Annotated in this window: 13 protein-coding genes; 7 read left to right on the plus strand and 6 right to left on the minus strand. The window is 60.1% G+C overall.

The features are described 5' to 3' along the window. Position 1: 1 nt before the first annotated feature. From dctP to R5M92_RS12655, 4 genes are all read left to right on the plus strand, one after another. Positions 2–1111: a TRAP transporter substrate-binding protein DctP gene (gene dctP / locus R5M92_RS12640; RefSeq protein ID WP_346796305.1), complete on the plus strand. Its 1110-nt coding sequence runs from the start codon at positions 2–4 to the stop codon at positions 1109–1111. 105 nt (positions 1112–1216) lie between these two features. Beyond that, complete coding sequence (locus R5M92_RS12645; RefSeq protein WP_346796306.1) at positions 1217–1720, plus strand: TRAP transporter small permease subunit; 504 nt, start codon at positions 1217–1219, stop codon at positions 1718–1720. Continuing rightward, positions 1717–3042 carry a TRAP transporter large permease subunit gene (locus R5M92_RS12650; RefSeq protein ID WP_346796307.1) on the plus strand — a complete coding sequence of 442 codons (1326 nt, stop codon included), beginning with the start codon at positions 1717–1719 and terminating at the stop codon, positions 3040–3042. The genes R5M92_RS12645 and R5M92_RS12650 overlap by 4 nt, the downstream gene beginning before the upstream one ends. Before the next feature lie 266 nt (positions 3043–3308). After that, positions 3309–4973, plus strand: coding sequence for an ABC transporter permease (locus R5M92_RS12655; protein ID WP_417339163.1), 1665 nt, complete (start codon positions 3309–3311; stop codon positions 4971–4973). Here R5M92_RS12655 and R5M92_RS12660 read toward each other — a convergent pair. Next, the gene (locus tag R5M92_RS12660; protein WP_346796308.1) at positions 4866–6053 is read right to left on the minus strand and encodes an ABC transporter ATP-binding protein; all 1188 of its coding nucleotides are present in this window, start codon (positions 6051–6053) and stop codon (positions 4866–4868) included. The two genes, R5M92_RS12655 and R5M92_RS12660, sit on opposite strands and share 108 nt — an antisense overlap. Before the next feature lie 204 nt (positions 6054–6257). On the opposite strand from R5M92_RS12660, the gene R5M92_RS12665 reads away from it, so the two are divergent. Continuing rightward, the gene (locus R5M92_RS12665; protein WP_346796309.1) at positions 6258–7286 is read left to right on the plus strand and encodes a Fe(3+) ABC transporter substrate-binding protein; all 1029 of its coding nucleotides are present in this window, start codon (positions 6258–6260) and stop codon (positions 7284–7286) included. Positions 7287–7379: 93 nt separating this feature from the next. On the opposite strand, the gene polA is transcribed toward R5M92_RS12665, so the two are convergent. Beyond that, complete coding sequence (gene polA, locus R5M92_RS12670; RefSeq protein WP_346796310.1) at positions 7380–10166, minus strand: DNA polymerase I; 2787 nt, start codon at positions 10164–10166, stop codon at positions 7380–7382. A 221-nt stretch (positions 10167–10387) separates the two neighbouring features. Between polA and R5M92_RS12675 the strand changes: the two genes are divergently transcribed. After that, positions 10388–11359, plus strand: a complete 972-nt coding sequence (locus R5M92_RS12675; RefSeq protein ID WP_346796311.1) for a homoserine kinase — start codon at positions 10388–10390, stop codon at positions 11357–11359. After that, positions 11356–13275 carry a biosynthetic arginine decarboxylase gene (gene speA, locus R5M92_RS12680; RefSeq protein WP_346796312.1) on the plus strand — a complete coding sequence of 640 codons (1920 nt, stop codon included), beginning with the start codon at positions 11356–11358 and terminating at the stop codon, positions 13273–13275. The genes R5M92_RS12675 and speA overlap by 4 nt, the downstream gene beginning before the upstream one ends. A 64-nt stretch (positions 13276–13339) precedes the next feature. Here speA and R5M92_RS12685 read toward each other — a convergent pair whose 3' ends face one another. From R5M92_RS12685 to R5M92_RS12700, 4 genes are all read right to left on the minus strand, one after another. Next, a complete protein-coding gene (locus R5M92_RS12685) occupies positions 13340–14005 on the minus strand; it encodes a fumarylacetoacetate hydrolase family protein (RefSeq protein WP_346796313.1) in 666 nt (221 codons plus the stop codon). Positions 14006–14541: 536 nt separating this feature from the next. Then, positions 14542–15099 carry a dTMP kinase gene (locus R5M92_RS12690; protein ID WP_346796315.1) on the minus strand — a complete coding sequence of 186 codons (558 nt, stop codon included), beginning with the start codon at positions 15097–15099 and terminating at the stop codon, positions 14542–14544. Continuing rightward, positions 15099–16325 carry a B12-binding domain-containing radical SAM protein gene (locus tag R5M92_RS12695; RefSeq protein WP_346796316.1) on the minus strand — a complete coding sequence of 409 codons (1227 nt, stop codon included), beginning with the start codon at positions 16323–16325 and terminating at the stop codon, positions 15099–15101. Before R5M92_RS12695 ends, R5M92_RS12690 begins: the two co-directional genes overlap by 1 nt. Next, positions 16322–16561, minus strand: a complete 240-nt coding sequence (locus tag R5M92_RS12700; protein WP_346796317.1) for a hypothetical protein — start codon at positions 16559–16561, stop codon at positions 16322–16324. Before R5M92_RS12700 ends, R5M92_RS12695 begins: the two co-directional genes overlap by 4 nt. Between the last annotated feature and the right edge of the window lie 4 nt (positions 16562–16565).

The raw sequence follows: 16565 nt of genomic DNA on the forward strand, positions 1-16565 counted from the left end.
CATGAAAAAGACAACGAAGTTCACCATCTCCAGTCTTGCCGCCGGGGTCGCTCTCGCCGCCATCTCTTCTACCGCTCAGGCCCAGGAAAGCTGGACCATGACCTCGACCTGGCCCGACAACCTGGACCTGATTCAGATCGACCGCCACTGGGCCGAGTTGGTCAACAAGCTGGCCGGTGACGAGCTCACCATCGACTTTCGCGCCGGCGGCACCCTGATGCCCGGCACCGAGGTATTCGATGCCACCGAAACCGGTGCCATCGAGGCCGCTGGCGATTGGCCCGGCTACTGGGCCGGCCTGAGCCCGGCCTTCTCGCCGCTGGCTACCACCACCAGCTTGTTCAACGGCGTGGATTATCTGAACTGGATCAATCAGTGGGGTGGCTTCGACCTCTATCAGGAGGTATACGGCGACTACAACATGGTCTACCTGCCCTACGGCATCACCAACAACGAATCCGGTTTCATGGGCGGCACTCCCATCGAGAGCATCGCCGATCTGGAAGGCAAGCGCCTGCGTCTGTCGGGCCGCGACCAGGGCCGCGTGCTGGAAGAACTGGGCGGCTCCCAGGTCACCCTGGCCGGTGGGGAAGTCTACCAGGCCATCGAGCGTGGCGTGATCGATGCCGGCGAGTTCTCCACACCGGGCGTCGATTACAAAGCCGGCTTCGGTGAAGTTGCCGACTACTGGTCCACCCCAGGCTGGCACCAATCCGCCAGCGTATTCGGCGTAATGATCAACAAGGACGCCTGGGACGCTCTCTCCGAGGAGACCCAGGAGAAGCTGAAGATCGCGGCCGAAGCCACCATGGCCTGGTCGCTGGCCTGGTCGGAGCGCGAATCTACCGAGGCCACCGTCAAGTTCAAGGAAGAGGGCATGACGATCAATCAGCTGCCCGAGGAAGATCTGGCGCGCATTCAGGAGATCACCAATGAAGTAATCCTGCGTGGTGCCTGCGAGGACCCGATGCACGCCAAGGTTTACCACTCCATGATCAGCTATCTCGAGCACTACGCCAACTGGCGCGACGTGACCGTGCCCTTCAACATGAGCCGTACCACGGACAACCTGCCGTCCCTGGAAGAGCTTGAGGCCTGCATGAACCAGTAAGCGGGTCAGGCCGGGTCCTGCGGGACCCGGCCCCTTCCGGCGGCCCCAATTCCGCTTCGATGCCACTCTTACTCGTCTGATTCGCCCACTTCCGAGAGCCTTACCATGAACACCATTGCCAGGGCCATCGATGCCCTCAACGAGGGGTTCGGACGCCTGATCGCTCCGCTGCTTGCCGTGATCACACTGATTGTAATCTATGATATAGCCGCTCGTTTCTTCATTGGCCGCCCCAGCGACTGGGCCTTCGATGTGACCAAAATGCTGTTCGGCGCCCACTTCATGCTGATGGCCGCCTACGGCCTTCGCCATCACGCCCATGTCGAGGTCGACGTGCTCAAGCGCCTGCTCTCACGCAAAAAACAGACCGTGCTGGAAATACTTGGCTATCTGATTTTCTTCGTGCCCTTCGCCTGGATGCTGTTGACCTTCGGCTGGGCCTTCTTCGAGCGCTCCTACAGCCGTGGCGAAACCACCTACGGCATGATGTCCATCCCGGTCTATCCGGTGAAGGGGGTTATCGTGGTTGCCGCCGTGCTGTTGCTACTCCAGGCGGTGGCCATCGTCATCCGCGCCTGCGGTGAACTACGCAAGGGGAATGCCGCATGAGCGCCGAGATACTCACCCTGTTCATGTTCGCCGGGCTGTTGATCGGCTTGTTCATGGGCCATCCGCTGGCCTTCGTGCTCGGCGGTGTCGCGGTACTCGGCGCCTGGTTCGGCCCCGGTGCCAAGACACTAGGCATCCTGATCAACAACATCTATGGCAACTCCATCGATAACTATGTTCTGGTGGCCATTCCCCTGTTCGTGCTGATGGCGCGTTTCCTCAACGACTCCGGCGTCACCGAGAAGATGTTCGATACCATGCGCCTGCTGCTGGCCAACCTGCGTGGTGGATTGGCATTGACGGTGGTCATCGTGTCGGTATTGTTGGCCGCCACCACGGGCATCGTCGGCGCCTCCATCGCGGTGATGGGCATGATCGCCCTGGTGCCGATGTTGAAGTACGGCTACAACAAGGAACTCAGCGCCGGGGTCATCATGGCCAGCGGCTGCCTGGGCATCCTGATCCCGCCGAGCATCATGCTGATCCTGATGGCCAGCTACTCGCCAGTCTCGGTGGGTGCACTATTCGCCGGCGCCCTGGTGCCAGGGGTGATGCTGGGCATGATGTATGCCCTCTACGTGCTGGTGATCTGCTTCTTCAAACCGAGCTACGGGCCAGCCGTACCCGCTGCGGAGCGCGCCGAGACCTCCACCGGCCAGCTGCTGATCATGCTCGGCAAGTACGTGGTACCACCGATGTCGCTGATACTGGGGGTCCTGGGCTCGCTCTTCCTGGGCATCGCCACCGCCACGGAGGCCTCGGCCATCGGCGTGTTCATCGCTTTCCTGCTGTTTCTGATCTTCGGCGACCGCAAGCTGTCGACCTGCTACCGCACACTGATCGAGGCCAGCAAGACCACCACCATGGTGATGCTGGTGGTGGTGGGAGCCACCGCCTTTACCGGGGTGTTCTCCATCGGCGGCGGCATGGATGTCATCCATAACGTGGTAATGGCGATGCCGGGCGGTACCGTCGGTGCGCTGATCCTGATGCTGTTTCTGGTATTCATCCTGGGGATGTTCCTCGATTGGACGGGAATTGTGCTGCTCAGCTTTCCGATCATGCTGCCGATCGTCGATACCATGGGCGTGGATGTTCTGTGGTTCGTGGTGATGGTGGCGGTGGTACTGCAAACCTCGTTTTTGACTCCGCCCTTCGGCTATGCCCTGTTCTACTTGAAAGGGGTGGCACCTCCCGGCGTGGAAATCGTCGATCTCTACAAGGCGGTGATTCCCTTCGTGGCCTTGATCCTGCTGGCATGTCTGCTGATGGCATTCTTTCCTTGGATCATTACCGGATTACCGGCCATCCTGCTGGGCTAATATCCTGCAAGGCTTAGACATTGCCTGAAGTCCCGACGCCCACCGCCTGTCCGCGGTGGGCGCCTTGTTTTCGATAAGCGGTTTGCGTCAAACGGTTGGCGGCAAGCTGTAGGCGATAAGCAAGCAAACCTGCAGCCAAAGCCGGTAGCTGATACTATTCTCATTCGCCATTTCCCAATCAGCCGTCCCCATTCGAAAGACTGCCCGAAAGGAGCTCCCGCTTGACCCGCCCCACCACCCTACGGCCGTCCTCCCTCTATCGACGGCTGTCGCTGCGCTTCAACATCTGGAGTGCCTTGACCATCGTCGTTGCAGCGGTCGTGGCGCTGCCGGTCGTGGCGGTTCTCGCCCATATCTTCATGCCCACCGAAGGCATCTGGCAGCACCTAGCCACCACAGTGCTGGGGCGCTACCTGAGCAACACGCTTTTTCTGGTCGTGACCGTGGGGCTGGGAACCTTCATTATCGGTACCGGGACGGCCTGGCTGGTGGTCATGTGCCGCTTCCCCGGACGGCGGCTGTTCGAATGGCTACTGCTGCTGCCATTGGCGGTGCCCACCTACGTCATCGCCTACGCCTACACCGATTTTTTGCAGTATGCCGGGCCGTTGCAGAGCTGGTTGCGCGAGCTGTTCGAGTGGGGCCGCAACGACTATTACTTTCCCAATATTCGCTCTTTGGGCGGCGCGGCGGCACTGATCACGCTGGTGCTTTATCCCTACGTCTACATGCTGGCGCGGGCCGCTTTTCTGGAGCAATCGGTATGTGTACTCGATGTAGGGCGCACTCTGGGACGCGGCCCCTGGCGGCTGTTCACCAGTGTGGCGCTGCCGCTGGCGAGGCCTGCCATCGTCGGCGGAGTATCGCTTGTGTTGATGGAAACACTCAACGAATTCGGGGCGGTGCAGTATTTCGGTGTGGACACTTTCACCACGGGCATCTATCGCACCTGGTTCGGCATGGGCGAGCAGATTGCCGCCGCTCAACTGGCGGCCTGCCTGCTGGCGTTCGTGATCGTATTCGTGCTGCTGGAGCGCTGGTCGCGCGGCAAGCGTCGCTACTTCCACACGTCGAGCCGCTACCAGCAACTGCCCGAGTATCGCCTGGAAGGATGGCGCGGCCTGGCGGCCTGCCTGGCCTGCCTGCTGCCGGTACTCGTCGGTTTTCTCATTCCCAGCGGCTTGCTGGGCTACCTGGCGATCGTCAAAGGGGATGCACTGCTGGGAACGCGGTTTCTGGGTTTCGCTACCAACAGCCTGTTCCTGGCGTCGATTGCCGCGCTGATGGCGGTAGGTCTGGCGCTTGTCTTGAGCTATGGCGTACGTCTGCACCCCGGGCCGGTCACACGCAGCGCCACCCGCGTAGCGGCGATGGGCTACGCCATACCCGGTTCGGTGGTCGCGGTCGGCATCCTGATTCCCTTCGCCTGGCTCGATGATCAGATCAACAGCTTTTTACGCCAGCATTACGGCTTTATCGCCGGGCTTATCTTCAGTGGTTCGGCGTTCATCCTGCTCTACGCCTACGTGGTGCGCTTTCTGGCGGTTTCCTTCAATACGCTGGAAGCCAGCCTGGGCAAGGTAACGCCCAGCATGGATGCCGCCTCGCGCACCCTGGGGCAGTCGCCGGGCGGTACCCTGCGCCACGTACATACGCCCATCATGCGGGGCAGTCTGCTGGCCGCTGGCATTCTGGTATTCGTCGATGTCATGAAGGAGCTGCCGGCAACGATCATCCTGCGCCCTTTCAACTTCGATACCCTGGCGGTGCGAGCGCATAATCTGGCGGCGGATGAACGCCTGGCCGAGGCATCCACCGCCTCGCTAGCTATCGTGGCAGTGGGCATAATTCCGGTGATCCTGCTCAGCCTCGCCATGCGCCGCTCCCGCCCGGGAAGCTTCAGGGTCGAGGGGAAAGACGAACACCTGTGACGGGTCCAGGTAAATCGAGACCGGCTGCCCATCTGCGGGCAAAAAGACGCCGGGTACCCGCGCATGCAGGTGGGCTTCGCGGCCGTCATTGCCGTGGGCACAGATATGCAGCAAGCTGGTGCGTCCCAGCAGCTTGGCCATGATGATATGGCTGTGCTTGTGCAGGGCCGGTTCGTCCAGCTCGACAATGCGCAGCGCTTCGGGTCGAATCATCACTTGCACGCGACATCCCTCCGCCAGGCCCGGTGCCGCCACCGACCCCACCGGCGTAGCTACCGCGCCATGTTGCACCTCGCCTTCCAGCGTATTGACCTCACCGAAGAATGTCACCACGAAGGGATGCTGGGGCGCGCAGTAGAGCTCACGCGGCGTTCCCATCTGCAGGATATGGCCTTCGTGCATCAGAGCGATGCGGTCGGCCATGAACATGGCTTCTTCGGGATCATGGGTGACCAGTAAGGCGCCTGCCCCCACTTTCTTCAGCAAGTGCAGTGTGTCATCGCGAATACGATCGCGCAGTCGGGCATCAAGGCTGGAAAATGGCTCATCGAGCAACATCAACTGCGGCTCGGGGGCCAGGGCTCGGGCCAGGGCGATACGTTGCTGCTGCCCTCCGGAAAGAGTGTGGGGATAACTGTCGGCATAGGCGGTCATGCCCAGTTGCTCGAGCATCTCCATGGCCCGCCGGCGACGTTGACGACCGGGCAAGGCCTTCAGACCGAAGGTAATGTTCTCCAGCACCGTCAAGTGAGGAAATAGAGCGGAATCCTGGAAGGCGAGCCCCACGTTGCGTTTCTCCGGCGGCACATGTGCCTTGCCGCGAGCGCCGACATTTTTCCCATTGAGCGCCAAGCTCCCGTGCTGCAACACTTCCAGGCCGGCGACGATACGCAGCAGAGTGGTCTTGCCGCATCCCGAAGGTCCCAGCAGGCAAACGACCTCGCCGGGATGCATCTCCAGATTGATGTTTTCCAGGGCAGTGTGGCGGCCATAGGCATGACGAATGTTGTCAAGGGCAAGCACCGGCGTCCGGCTCCCGACAGCGGGTTCGGTAGTGGACAGATTCGACTGGCTGTTCATGAAATATACATGGCCCCGTCTGAACGAAATTTGTTCCATGCTAACGCGAAATCTTGCTAAATGCGGCGCAATTTTACCTGCGTGAGGTTATCGCTTTCATTCAGTTGACAACCGAGCGGGCAAGGCGCTTAAATATTAAAATAAATGCAACGCATTATCATTAACAAGCAAACCATTCATCCATTGTAATTGAAGAGGCTACTCATGTTCCCGCACTCACGACTCGTCCTGCCGCTGGCCGCCCTCATCGCAGGCGCCTCTGTTGCCGCCAACGCCTCCGCCAACGAGGTGAATATCTATTCGGCGCGCCACTACGATTCTGACGAAGCACTGTACAACGCCTTTACCGAAGAGACGGGCATTGAAGTCAATGTCCTGGAAGGGGATTCCGACCAACTCATCGAGCGTATCCTGCGCGAAGGCGAAGCAAGCCCGGCGGATGTGATGATGACTGTGGACGCGGGCCGCCTGTGGCGCGCCGAACAGGAAGGCATTTTCCAGGATATCGATTCCGACGTGCTGGCCGAGCGACTGCCGGAAGCCATGCGCCACCCGGATGGCCAGTGGTTCGGATTCAGCCAGCGCGTTCGGGCGATCTTCTACAATCGCGAGGCGGTCGACCCCAGCGAAATCGGTAGTTATGAAGATCTCGCCGACCCCGAACTGGAAGGCCGGGTCTGCATCCGCTCCTCCAACAATATCTACAACCAGTCCCTGCTGGCCTCGATGATCGAGCATCACGGCGAGGAAGGGGCAGAAGAGTGGGCTCAAGGCGTCGTCGATAACATGGCGCGCCAGCCGGAAGGCGGCGATACCGACCAGATCCGCGGCGTGGCCAGCGGCGAGTGTGACATTGCCGTCGCCAATCACTACTACTACGTGCGTCTGCTGCAGTCCGACAACGACGCGGATCGCGAAGCGGCCGAGAAAGTGGGCATCATCTTCCCCAACCAGGAAGATCGCGGCACCCATATCAATGTCGGCGGTGCTGGCGTGGTGAAAGGTGCCCCCAACCAGGATAACGCCGTGCGCTTTCTCGAGTTCCTCTCCTCCGATACCGCCCAGGAGCTCTTCGCGTCCGGCAACAACGAATTCCCGGTCGTGGAGGGCGTAAAGAAAGCCGAGGTTCTCGAATCCTGGGGTGACTTCAAGATGGATGATCTGAACATCAGCGTACTGGGCGAAAACAACCCCGAAGCGGTACGCATCTTCGATCGTGTCGGCTGGCGCTAAGCGACACCGGGCAATCCGCCGGGTAGCTCATCGAATAACCTAGATAGAGAGAGCCCGCCGTGCGGGCTCTCTTTTTTTATGCGTCTATGCGCCTCAGTGCGCCTCGTCCCAGTTCTCGCCACTTTCGGCTTCCACCAGCAGCGGTACGCTCAAGGCAGCGGCATGTTGCATGCGGTTCTTCACTTCCTCGATAAAGGGCGCCACCTGGTCTTCGCGCACCTCGAACACCAGCTCGTCGTGAACCTGCATCACCATCACCGCGTCCATCTGCCCTTCACGCAGCCAGGCGTCCACGTCGATCATGGCCAGCTTGATGATATCCGCCGCCGTACCCTGCATGGGGGCATTGATGGCGGTACGCTCGGCGGCCTGGCGACGGTTACGATTCTGCGAGCGAATCTCCGGCACATATAGCCGCCGACCGAACAGGGTCTCGACAAAGCCTTCGTCGGCCGCCTGGGAGCGGATACGGTCCATGTAGCGCGCCACCCCGGGATAGCGGTCGAAATAGCGGTCGATATAGGTCTGCGCCTGGCCTCGCTCCACGTGCAATTGCCGTGAAAGGCCCCAGGCGCTCATGCCGTAGATCAAGCCGAAGTTGATCGCCTTGGCGCTGCGGCGCTGGTCGTGGCTCACCCTGTCCAGGCCGACACCGAAGACCTCCGCGGCGGTGGCGGTATGAATGTCGCGGCCTTCGGCGAACGCCTCCAGCAGCCCCTTGTCCTCCGAGAGATGAGCCATGATGCGCAGCTCGATCTGCGAGTAGTCCGCCGCCACGATGCGATAACCCGGGCGCGCCACGAAAGCCTGGCGGATCTTGCGCCCCTCTTCGGTGCGGATGGGAATATTCTGCAGATTGGGGTCCGAGGAAGAGAGCCGTCCAGTGGCGGTAATCGCCTGATGGTAACTGGTGTGAACCCGCCCCGTCGCCTTGTTGACCAGGCGCGGCAGCTTGTCGGTATAGGTCGATTTCAGCTTGGCCAGGCCACGATGCTGCATGATCACCTTGGGCAGCGGGTAGTCCAGCGCCAGCTCCTCGAGAACGGCCTCGGCGGTAGAAGCCGCTCCCTTGGGGGTTTTCTTGATGACCGGAATCTTCTGCTCGTCGAACAGTATCTCGCCGAGCTGCTTGGGCGAACCCAGGTTGAATTCGCGCCCGGCCAGGGCGAAGGCCTGCTGTTCCAGGTCATGAATACGCTCGGCGAGCTGTACGCTGTGCTGATGCAAGCGCTCGCTATCGAGCGCCACTCCTTGGCGTTCGATGCGCGACAGCACCTTCACCAGCGGCAGCTCCAGGGTTTCCAGCACCTCGCGCAAGCGTCCTTGCGCTGTTATCAGCGGCGTCAGATGCTGGTGAAGACGCAAGGTGATATCCACATCCTCGCAGGCATAAGGAACGGCCTGTTCCAGGGCGATCTGGTTGAAAGTGAGCTGCTTGGCCCCCTTGCCGGCGATATCCTCGAAGCGGATGGTGGACTCGCCCAGGTACTGCAGCGCCAGGGAATCCATATCGTGGCGTGTCGCCGTGGAGTTGAGCACGTACGAAGCCAGCATGGTGTCTTCCAAGGGGCCTTCCACGCTGATGGCGTAATTGGCCAGTACGGAGATATCGTACTTGAGATTCTGGCCCACCTTGGTCTTGGCGGGGTCCTGCCACAGCGGTGCCAGCGCATCCAGTACCGCCTGGCGATCCAGCTGCTGTGGCGCATCGAGATAATCGTGGGCCACGGGAATGTAGGCCGCCTCCCCGGGCTCCAGTGCCAGACCGATTCCCACGATCTGGGCTTCCATGTAGTTGAGGCTGGTGGTTTCCAGATCGAAGCAGAAGCGGTCGGCGGCCTTCAGGCGCGCCAGCCACGCATCAAGTTCCGCTTGGGTCAGGATCACCTGGTCCCGACGTGGAATGCCGTTGCTTGCCGCGACCGGGGCCTGGGGGGTGTCACCTGCTTCGCCAGGCGAGTCGGACGCCGGGGTGCCGCCAGCGACATCATCCACGCCTTCGTCGCGCCCTTCGAGAAGCTCGGCCAGCCACGCCTTGAACTCGAGCTGCCGATAGAGTTCCTGCAGCGCCTCGCGGTCGGGATGGGCGATGTCCAGGTCATCCAGGCCCACCGGTAACTCGCAATCGACCTTGATGGTGGCAAGCTTGTAGGACAGGTAGGCTTGCTCGCGGTGCTCCTCGAGCTTCTTGGGCAGGGTCTTGGCGCCGCGAAAGCTCAGCGTGGTGACCTTTTCCAGATCCGCGTAGATGGCATCCAGCCCGCCTTGCATCCCCTGCAGCAATCCAAGTGCGGTTTTCCCACCCACGCCGGGCACCCCGGGGATGTTATCCACCTTGTCGCCCATCAAGGCCAGGTAATCGATGATCAACTCCGGCGGCAGGCCGAACTTCGCTTCCACCCCGGCGATATCGAGCAGCTCGTCCTTCATGGTATTGACCAGCGTGATGTGATTGTTGACAAGCTGAGCCATATCCTTGTCGCCGGTCGAAATCACCGCATCCCTGCCCGCCTGGGTGGCACGATGGGCCAGGGTGCCGATCACATCGTCCGCCTCCACTCCCTCGACGCACAGCAACGGCAAGCCGAGCGCCTTGACGCACGCGTGCAGCGGCGCCACCTGGGAGCGCAGGTCATCGGGCATCGGCGGGCGCTGTGCCTTGTACTGTTCATACAGGTCATCGCGGAAGGTCTTGCCCGGCGCGTCGAAGACCACCGCCATCGGGCTTTGCGGGTAGTCCTTGATCAAGCGCTTGAGCATGTTCAGCACCCCCTTGATCGCCCCGGTCGGCTGGCCCGTGGACGTCACCAGCGGCGGCAAGGCATGAAAGGCGCGATACAGATAGGAGGAACCATCAACGAGGACGATTGGGGCAGCCATAAACGTGATCCGTCAGAACAGGAAAGATATAAGCCCTCATGATACGCGTTGAGCCACTCTACTGCAGGTGTGGATTGTACGTGGTCGATTGGCTCCGCCTTGCATACTGTTCCGCCTTGCATACTGTTCCGTCTTGCATACTGTTCCGTCTTGCATACAGTGCTGCCAACTCCAGGTGCAAATCGCTACAATAGAGGGCTTAGCAACCGGGCGAGATTCTCATGGCTGTATTCACCCCGCTTAGCGACGCGCAGGTCGCCGCATTCCTGGAAGATTTCGATGTCGGTACGCTGGTAGCGCTGCAGGGCGTGGCCGGGGGAACGGAAAACTCCACCTTCTTCGTCACCACCGATCGCCGCGAGCTGGTGTTGACCCTGTTCGAGCAGGGCGAGCATGAAGAGCTGCCGTTCTTCGTCGAGCTGCTCGACTATCTCGACGAGCATCGCCTGCCGGTGCCGGGTACGATCCATGACCGCAACGGCGTCGCGCTGCACAGCCTTGCCGGCAAGCCGGCGCTTTTGTTTCCCCGACTGCCGGGGCGCCATCCCGAGGCTCCCAACCTGACCCAGTGCCGGATACTGGGCGATACCCTGGGGCGGCTGCATGCAGTCTCGCAGCACTTCCCCGGCCACCGCCCCAACCCCCGTGACCTGCACTGGCTCAAGGCGCTGCACCACAAGGTGCTGGCCTACCTGAGCCCGGACGACCAGTCGATGATGAAGAACGAGGTCGACGAGTACGAAATAGCCTTTTCCGACCAGCCCGAGCTGCCCCAGGGCGCCTTGCACGGCGACCTGTTCCGCGACAATACGCTGTTCGAAGGCGACCGGCTCGGCGGCATCATCGATTTCTACAATGGCTGCACCGGGGATCTGCTGTTCGATGTAGCCATCGTGATCAACGACTGGGCCACCGGCGACGACGGCCGCCTCGACATGGAGCGTCACGACGCCATCCTCGAGGCCTACCTGACCCGTCGTCCGCTGACCGATGCCGAGCGCACCCTGTGGCCGATAATGCTGCGCATGACCGCCCTGCGCTATTGGCTATCGCGCTTGCTGGTGGTCTACGTCGACCCACCGGCGCATGACCTGACTCCCCACGACCCGGAACGTTTCCGCACCATTCTCAGGGCGCGCCTGGATCACGGCACGCTGCCCATCCCCCGGCCCGATTCCAAGGTCTCCTCATGAGCACTGAACACGCCAACGGCCAGGCGGCACAACGCGCACGCCGTACCTGGAACATCGACCAGTGGGGCAGCGGCTATTTCGATGTCGATGAGCAGGGCGATGCCCTGGTCCGCCCACACGGACAGGAGGCCGGCGGCCCGGCCCTGCCCCTGAAGAGCCTGGTCACGCAACTGCGCGCAGCCGGATTGCGCCTGCCGGTACTAGTACGCTTCAGCGACATATTGCACGACCGGGTCGAGCAGCTTTGCGCCGCTTTCGATGGTGCCATGCAGGAAGTCGACTACAGCGGCGGCTATACGGCGGTTTATCCGATCAAGGTCAACCAGCAGCGCCGCGTGGTGGAGGAGATACTGGCCACCGCTGAACGCGGCAGCGGCCGGGTGGGCCTGGAAGCGGGAAGCAAGCCGGAACTGCTTGCCGTATTGGCACTTTCGGGCGGCGCTTCTTCGCTGATCGTCTGCAATGGCTACAAGGATCGCGAGTATATCCGCCTTGCCCTGATGGGCGAGAAACTCGGCCATCGCGTCTACCTGGTAGTAGAGAAGCTCTCCGAACTGAAGATGATTCTGGACGAAGCCCGGGAGCTGCAGGTAGCGCCCCGTATCGGCCTGCGCGCGCGCCTGGCCTCGGTAGGCAAGGGCAAGTGGCAGAACAGCGGTGGCGAGAAGTCCAAGTTCGGCCTTACCGCCGGGCAGATTCTCGAGGTCGTGGAAACCCTGCGCAATCAGCAGGCGCTGTCCAGTCTGCAGCTGGTGCATTTTCACCTGGGCTCGCAAATCGCCAATATTCACGACATCCAGCGTGGGTTGCGCGAGTGCGCCCGCTTCTACCAGAACCTGCTTGCCTTGGGCGCTCCCATCGACACCGTGGACGTGGGCGGAGGCCTGGGGATCGACTACGAAGGGACGCGTTCACGCAGCTTCTGCTCGGCCAACTACTCGATGCGGGAATACGCGCGCAACGTCGTGGGCGCCTTCCATCAACTATGCCGCGAGGAGGATCTTCCTCTACCGCACTTGATCAGCGAATCGGGCCGCGCCTTGACGGCTCATCACGCCGTACTGATCACCAATGTCATCGGTGAAGAGCGTATCGAGGAGACACCACCGGCACATCGCAATTCTTCCAATAGCCATGTCCTCGAATTGTGGCGCGTTCTGGACCAACTTGCCGAACCCCAGGAGCCGCGCAGCCTGGTTGAAGCCTGGCACGATTTGCTGCAAGCCGTGGGCGAGCTCCAGGACCGCTTCGTCATGGGGCTGAGCGATATCAACGCCCGGGCCGAAGGCGAAAGCGTCTATCTTGCCGCCTGTGCCCGCCTGCGGACCCAGCTGGATTCGCGCAACCGCGCCCATCGGGAAATCGCCGATGAACTCGCCGAAAAGCTAGCCGACAAGTTGTTCGTCAACTTTTCGCTGTTTCAATCGGTGCCGGATGTCTGGGGAATCGAGCAGATATTTCCGGTGCTGCCCCTTTCGGGGCTTGACCGTCCGCCGGTCCGGCGCGCCGTTATTCAGGATATTACCTGCGATTCCGATGGCCGTATCGACAGCTACGTGGACGGTCAGGGCGTGGAAAGCACGCTACCCCTGCCCGAATGGCAGGAAGGTGAGGAGCGACTGTTGGGCTTCTTTCTGGTCGGTGCCTATCAGGAAATCCTCGGCGATCTGCATAACTTGTTCGGCGATACGGATTCCGTCGATGCCGCCCTGGATGACGCCGGCGAGTGGGTACTTACCAATCAACTGGGAGGCGATCGCGTGGCCGATGTTCTGGCCTACGTCAACTTCGACGCCGAGGTGCTCAAGGCCAAGCTTGCCGACCAACTGGCTGCCAGTGAGCTATCCCCGGAGGAGCAAGCTCGCTTCCTGGACGATCTGAGCGCGGGATTGCAGGGCTATACCTACTTGGAGTGACCCACTGGCAATAGGGCGAGATTCGTCCCGAGAAATATCACGGGACGAATCTGCCGGATACTTGCTATTCAATGACGTTGGTATTCACTTCCAGACCACCGGTCAGCGTCATGCGCAGCGCCGCCCCACGGGGCAATTCCCCCACTCCCGCCGGCGTCCCGGTCAGGATGACATCTCCCGGCTGCAGGGTGAAATGGCGGCTCATCTCGGCCACCAGAGTCGGCACAGGGAACAGCATGTCCGCACCCTCGCCGTGCTGGCGCTTTTCGCCATTGATCTCGAGCGTGAACATCAGCGCATTCCAGTTGGGCACATGAGGCAAGGGCAGGAAGCTAGAGAGCGGGCAGGCGCCATCGAACGCCTTGGCGACTTCCCAAGGGTGGCCCTTTTCCTTCAGCCGAGTCTGTACATCGCGCAGCGTCAGGTCCAGAGCCAGGCCGATCCCCACGATCGCACTCTCGGCCTCGTCATGGGAGGCGTGAGTCAATGTCTCGCCGATCAACAGCGCCAGCTCGATCTCGTAATGAACCTCGCCGCGGGAGAACGGCGGCGATAAAGGCTCGGCCAGGTCCACCGCGCTGGTAGCCGGCTTGATGAACAGCAACGGCTCGGTGGGGACCGGATTATTCAACTCTTTGGCATGATCGGCGTAATTACGGCCTACGCATACAATCTTGCCCAACGCCTGGGGAAACTCCGAGCCGTCAGCAAAGTGGGGGACAAAACGCATGGTGGGGCTACTCCTTCTCTTTATGCGTGCCGCGTTCTCGACGACATGTCTGCCAGTCTACCGCACCTGCCCCGAGAGGCTACAGTCCTGGAGGCAAAACACCACCCTTCTCCGCCGTGGACACTTTGTAGACACATACGAAAAAACCGCCCTGTCAGGCGGCTTTCTCATATTCACTAAGCTACTGATTTTCAACCACTTTAAGTGGTGCCGACACCAGGAGTCGAACCCGGGACCTACTGATTACAAGTCACCTCGAATTACGTGTCACATGGCTTCGTAGAGCATCTCCAAATTGGCATAAGCAACTGATCTTTATAATCAATTTAAAAGAAATATTTATATAACATATTTTTAAGGTGCATAGCGTGTCATAGAAAACCGCAAGAAACGGCACGCAATACGGCACGCACAGATGACACGTAACACTGAAACCAGCCTTTGCAAAAAGCTTCTCTCGATGGCAGGCGCCCTCAATCATGATCATTTTGGATTCGTTCTGCGTCCTTTAGAATAATTTAGGTACGAACCCAGTCTCAGAACTGATCTCGAATAGCTTGCGCAATAATTGAGCAGGCGGCCTGCGGCTCTTGGAAACTTAGGTTGACTATCAAATTGGCGTGAGCACGAAGCTCTTCTAACACGCACTGGCGGAATTTTGGATCCAGCGTTTCAATGTCTTCAATAGTTGCCCCCCTCTTATGCAGTCGGCGCTGCCGCTCCGGCTCATCTAGTATTAGTAGAATGGTCAAGTCAGGTTGGATCAGACTCCTGCCCAACTGATCCAGATCTGCGGTGACACCGCGAGCCTTGGCATATGCTAGTGTCGAGGCCCAGTAGCGATCCACGAAGACCCATTCGCCACGCTCTGCCAAGCTGTGTGCTAGCCTGCCTTGGCTGGATACGCTGGCCGTATAGAATAATGCCTTGGCCAGTTCATCTTCTGCGAAGGCTTCCAGCACGGGCTTTCGACTATCACGTAGTGCCCGGCCCGGTGTGCTCAGCGCATGGCCGGAAAAGCGTTCTGCCAGTTGCTGAACTACCGTGGTTTTGCCAACACCGTCCAATCCCTCGATCGCAACAAAAACGCCCATCACTTCTCCCCAAGCGCCAGAGCGATGCGAGCCATCTCGGCATGATCCGCCTCGGAAAAGCTATGGCTGGCCACCACGACAGGAATGCGCTGACCGAGGCTTTCCCTGAACCCATAGCGCGCCTTCTGCTCATAGAGAGGCGTGCCACGCAGCAGCATCAACGGCCAGGCTCGTAACCGCGGAACCTTTTGCTTTAGGCACCAATCGACACTGGTACGGAAAGTACTCAGCGTCTGATTGGGCAGTCCATAAATCAAGGAAACTTCGAAGTCGATCTGCCGCGCATGTAGCTCCTGGATCTTGTCACGAACGATTTTCATATGATTGGGCCGATCAATAGCACGATACTCTGCTTCTACAGTTGTCTGCAGACCGAACTCTAAGGTCACGTCTAGCCCATCGAGTGCATCAAGAAACTCGGGGCTACAGGTCTCGAAACGGCACTGCAGCGACAGCTGGGCAGACACGCCGACTGCCTTGACGCTGCTCAATACATCGATGGCACGTGACGTCTTGGTGTGAAAGATGGGATCCAACACCGAAATCCGTTCAACCCCTGCAGCAGCAAATAGTGCCAACTCCCGCTCCAGGCGCTGCTCATCGAACCATTGGTGTTTGAGCCGCTTTCCCGGCTCGCGATGCTGGCAGAAAGCGCACTTGAAGGGGCAACCTCGCTGAGTTTCCCAGCGAATGCTGGGCTGCGGTTCGACTATGCCCAGCAGGAACGGCGAGGGCAAGGCCAGCAAGTCATGATCCGCCTTATGGCCCAAGTCGGGAGTACCAGCGGCGTGGATGCCACAGTCATAAGGCAGGGCCCCACGAGCCAGTGCCACCATTGCCATCTCCCCCTGGCCACGGACAAAATAGTCCGCTTCCGGATACGTGCCTTCCAGCTGTCCTTTGGCCATGTAGGATATCTGAGGTCCGCCGAGCACGATTCTTGCCCCGCTATTCTTGACCTGTTGAATCAGGCTCTGTACCTCAGAGTCGTTCCATACATAGGTCCCGAAACCGACCAAGCATCCCGGGCCTGCCTCAGAAATTGCCTGCAGTAACTCACAGAGCACCTGCTCCAAAGTAAACTCGGAGCTATTGATCTGAGCTTCAATAACTCGCCACGGCACATGAGCAGCTTGCAGGGCAGCAGCAATCGAACCGATCCCTAGACCGGTCTTGCCATCCTGTGGTCGCCGCCAGTCCAGCGACACCAGAATAACCGGGCTCATGGCATAACCTCCCTATGGGAATGCCGTTTCTGCTCGGCGCAGCTATGCAAATGCTTTCGCACGTCGCGGCGAAAGTTCTGGAAGGCGCGTCGATCACCTGGTGTGGTGGGGACAATAACCATGCCGCAGCCATTGGGTGGAAAAAGCTTGTAATGCCGCCCTTTGGCATAAGTCCAGCCAAGCAGAAGCAGCTCTCGCACTAACTGGTTAATATCCTTGTTCTTGCTGAAATACATGGTG

The sequence above is a fragment of the Halomonas sp. Bachu 37 genome (assembly GCF_039691755.1).
Lineage (GTDB): Bacteria > Pseudomonadota > Gammaproteobacteria > Pseudomonadales > Halomonadaceae > Vreelandella > Vreelandella kashgarensis.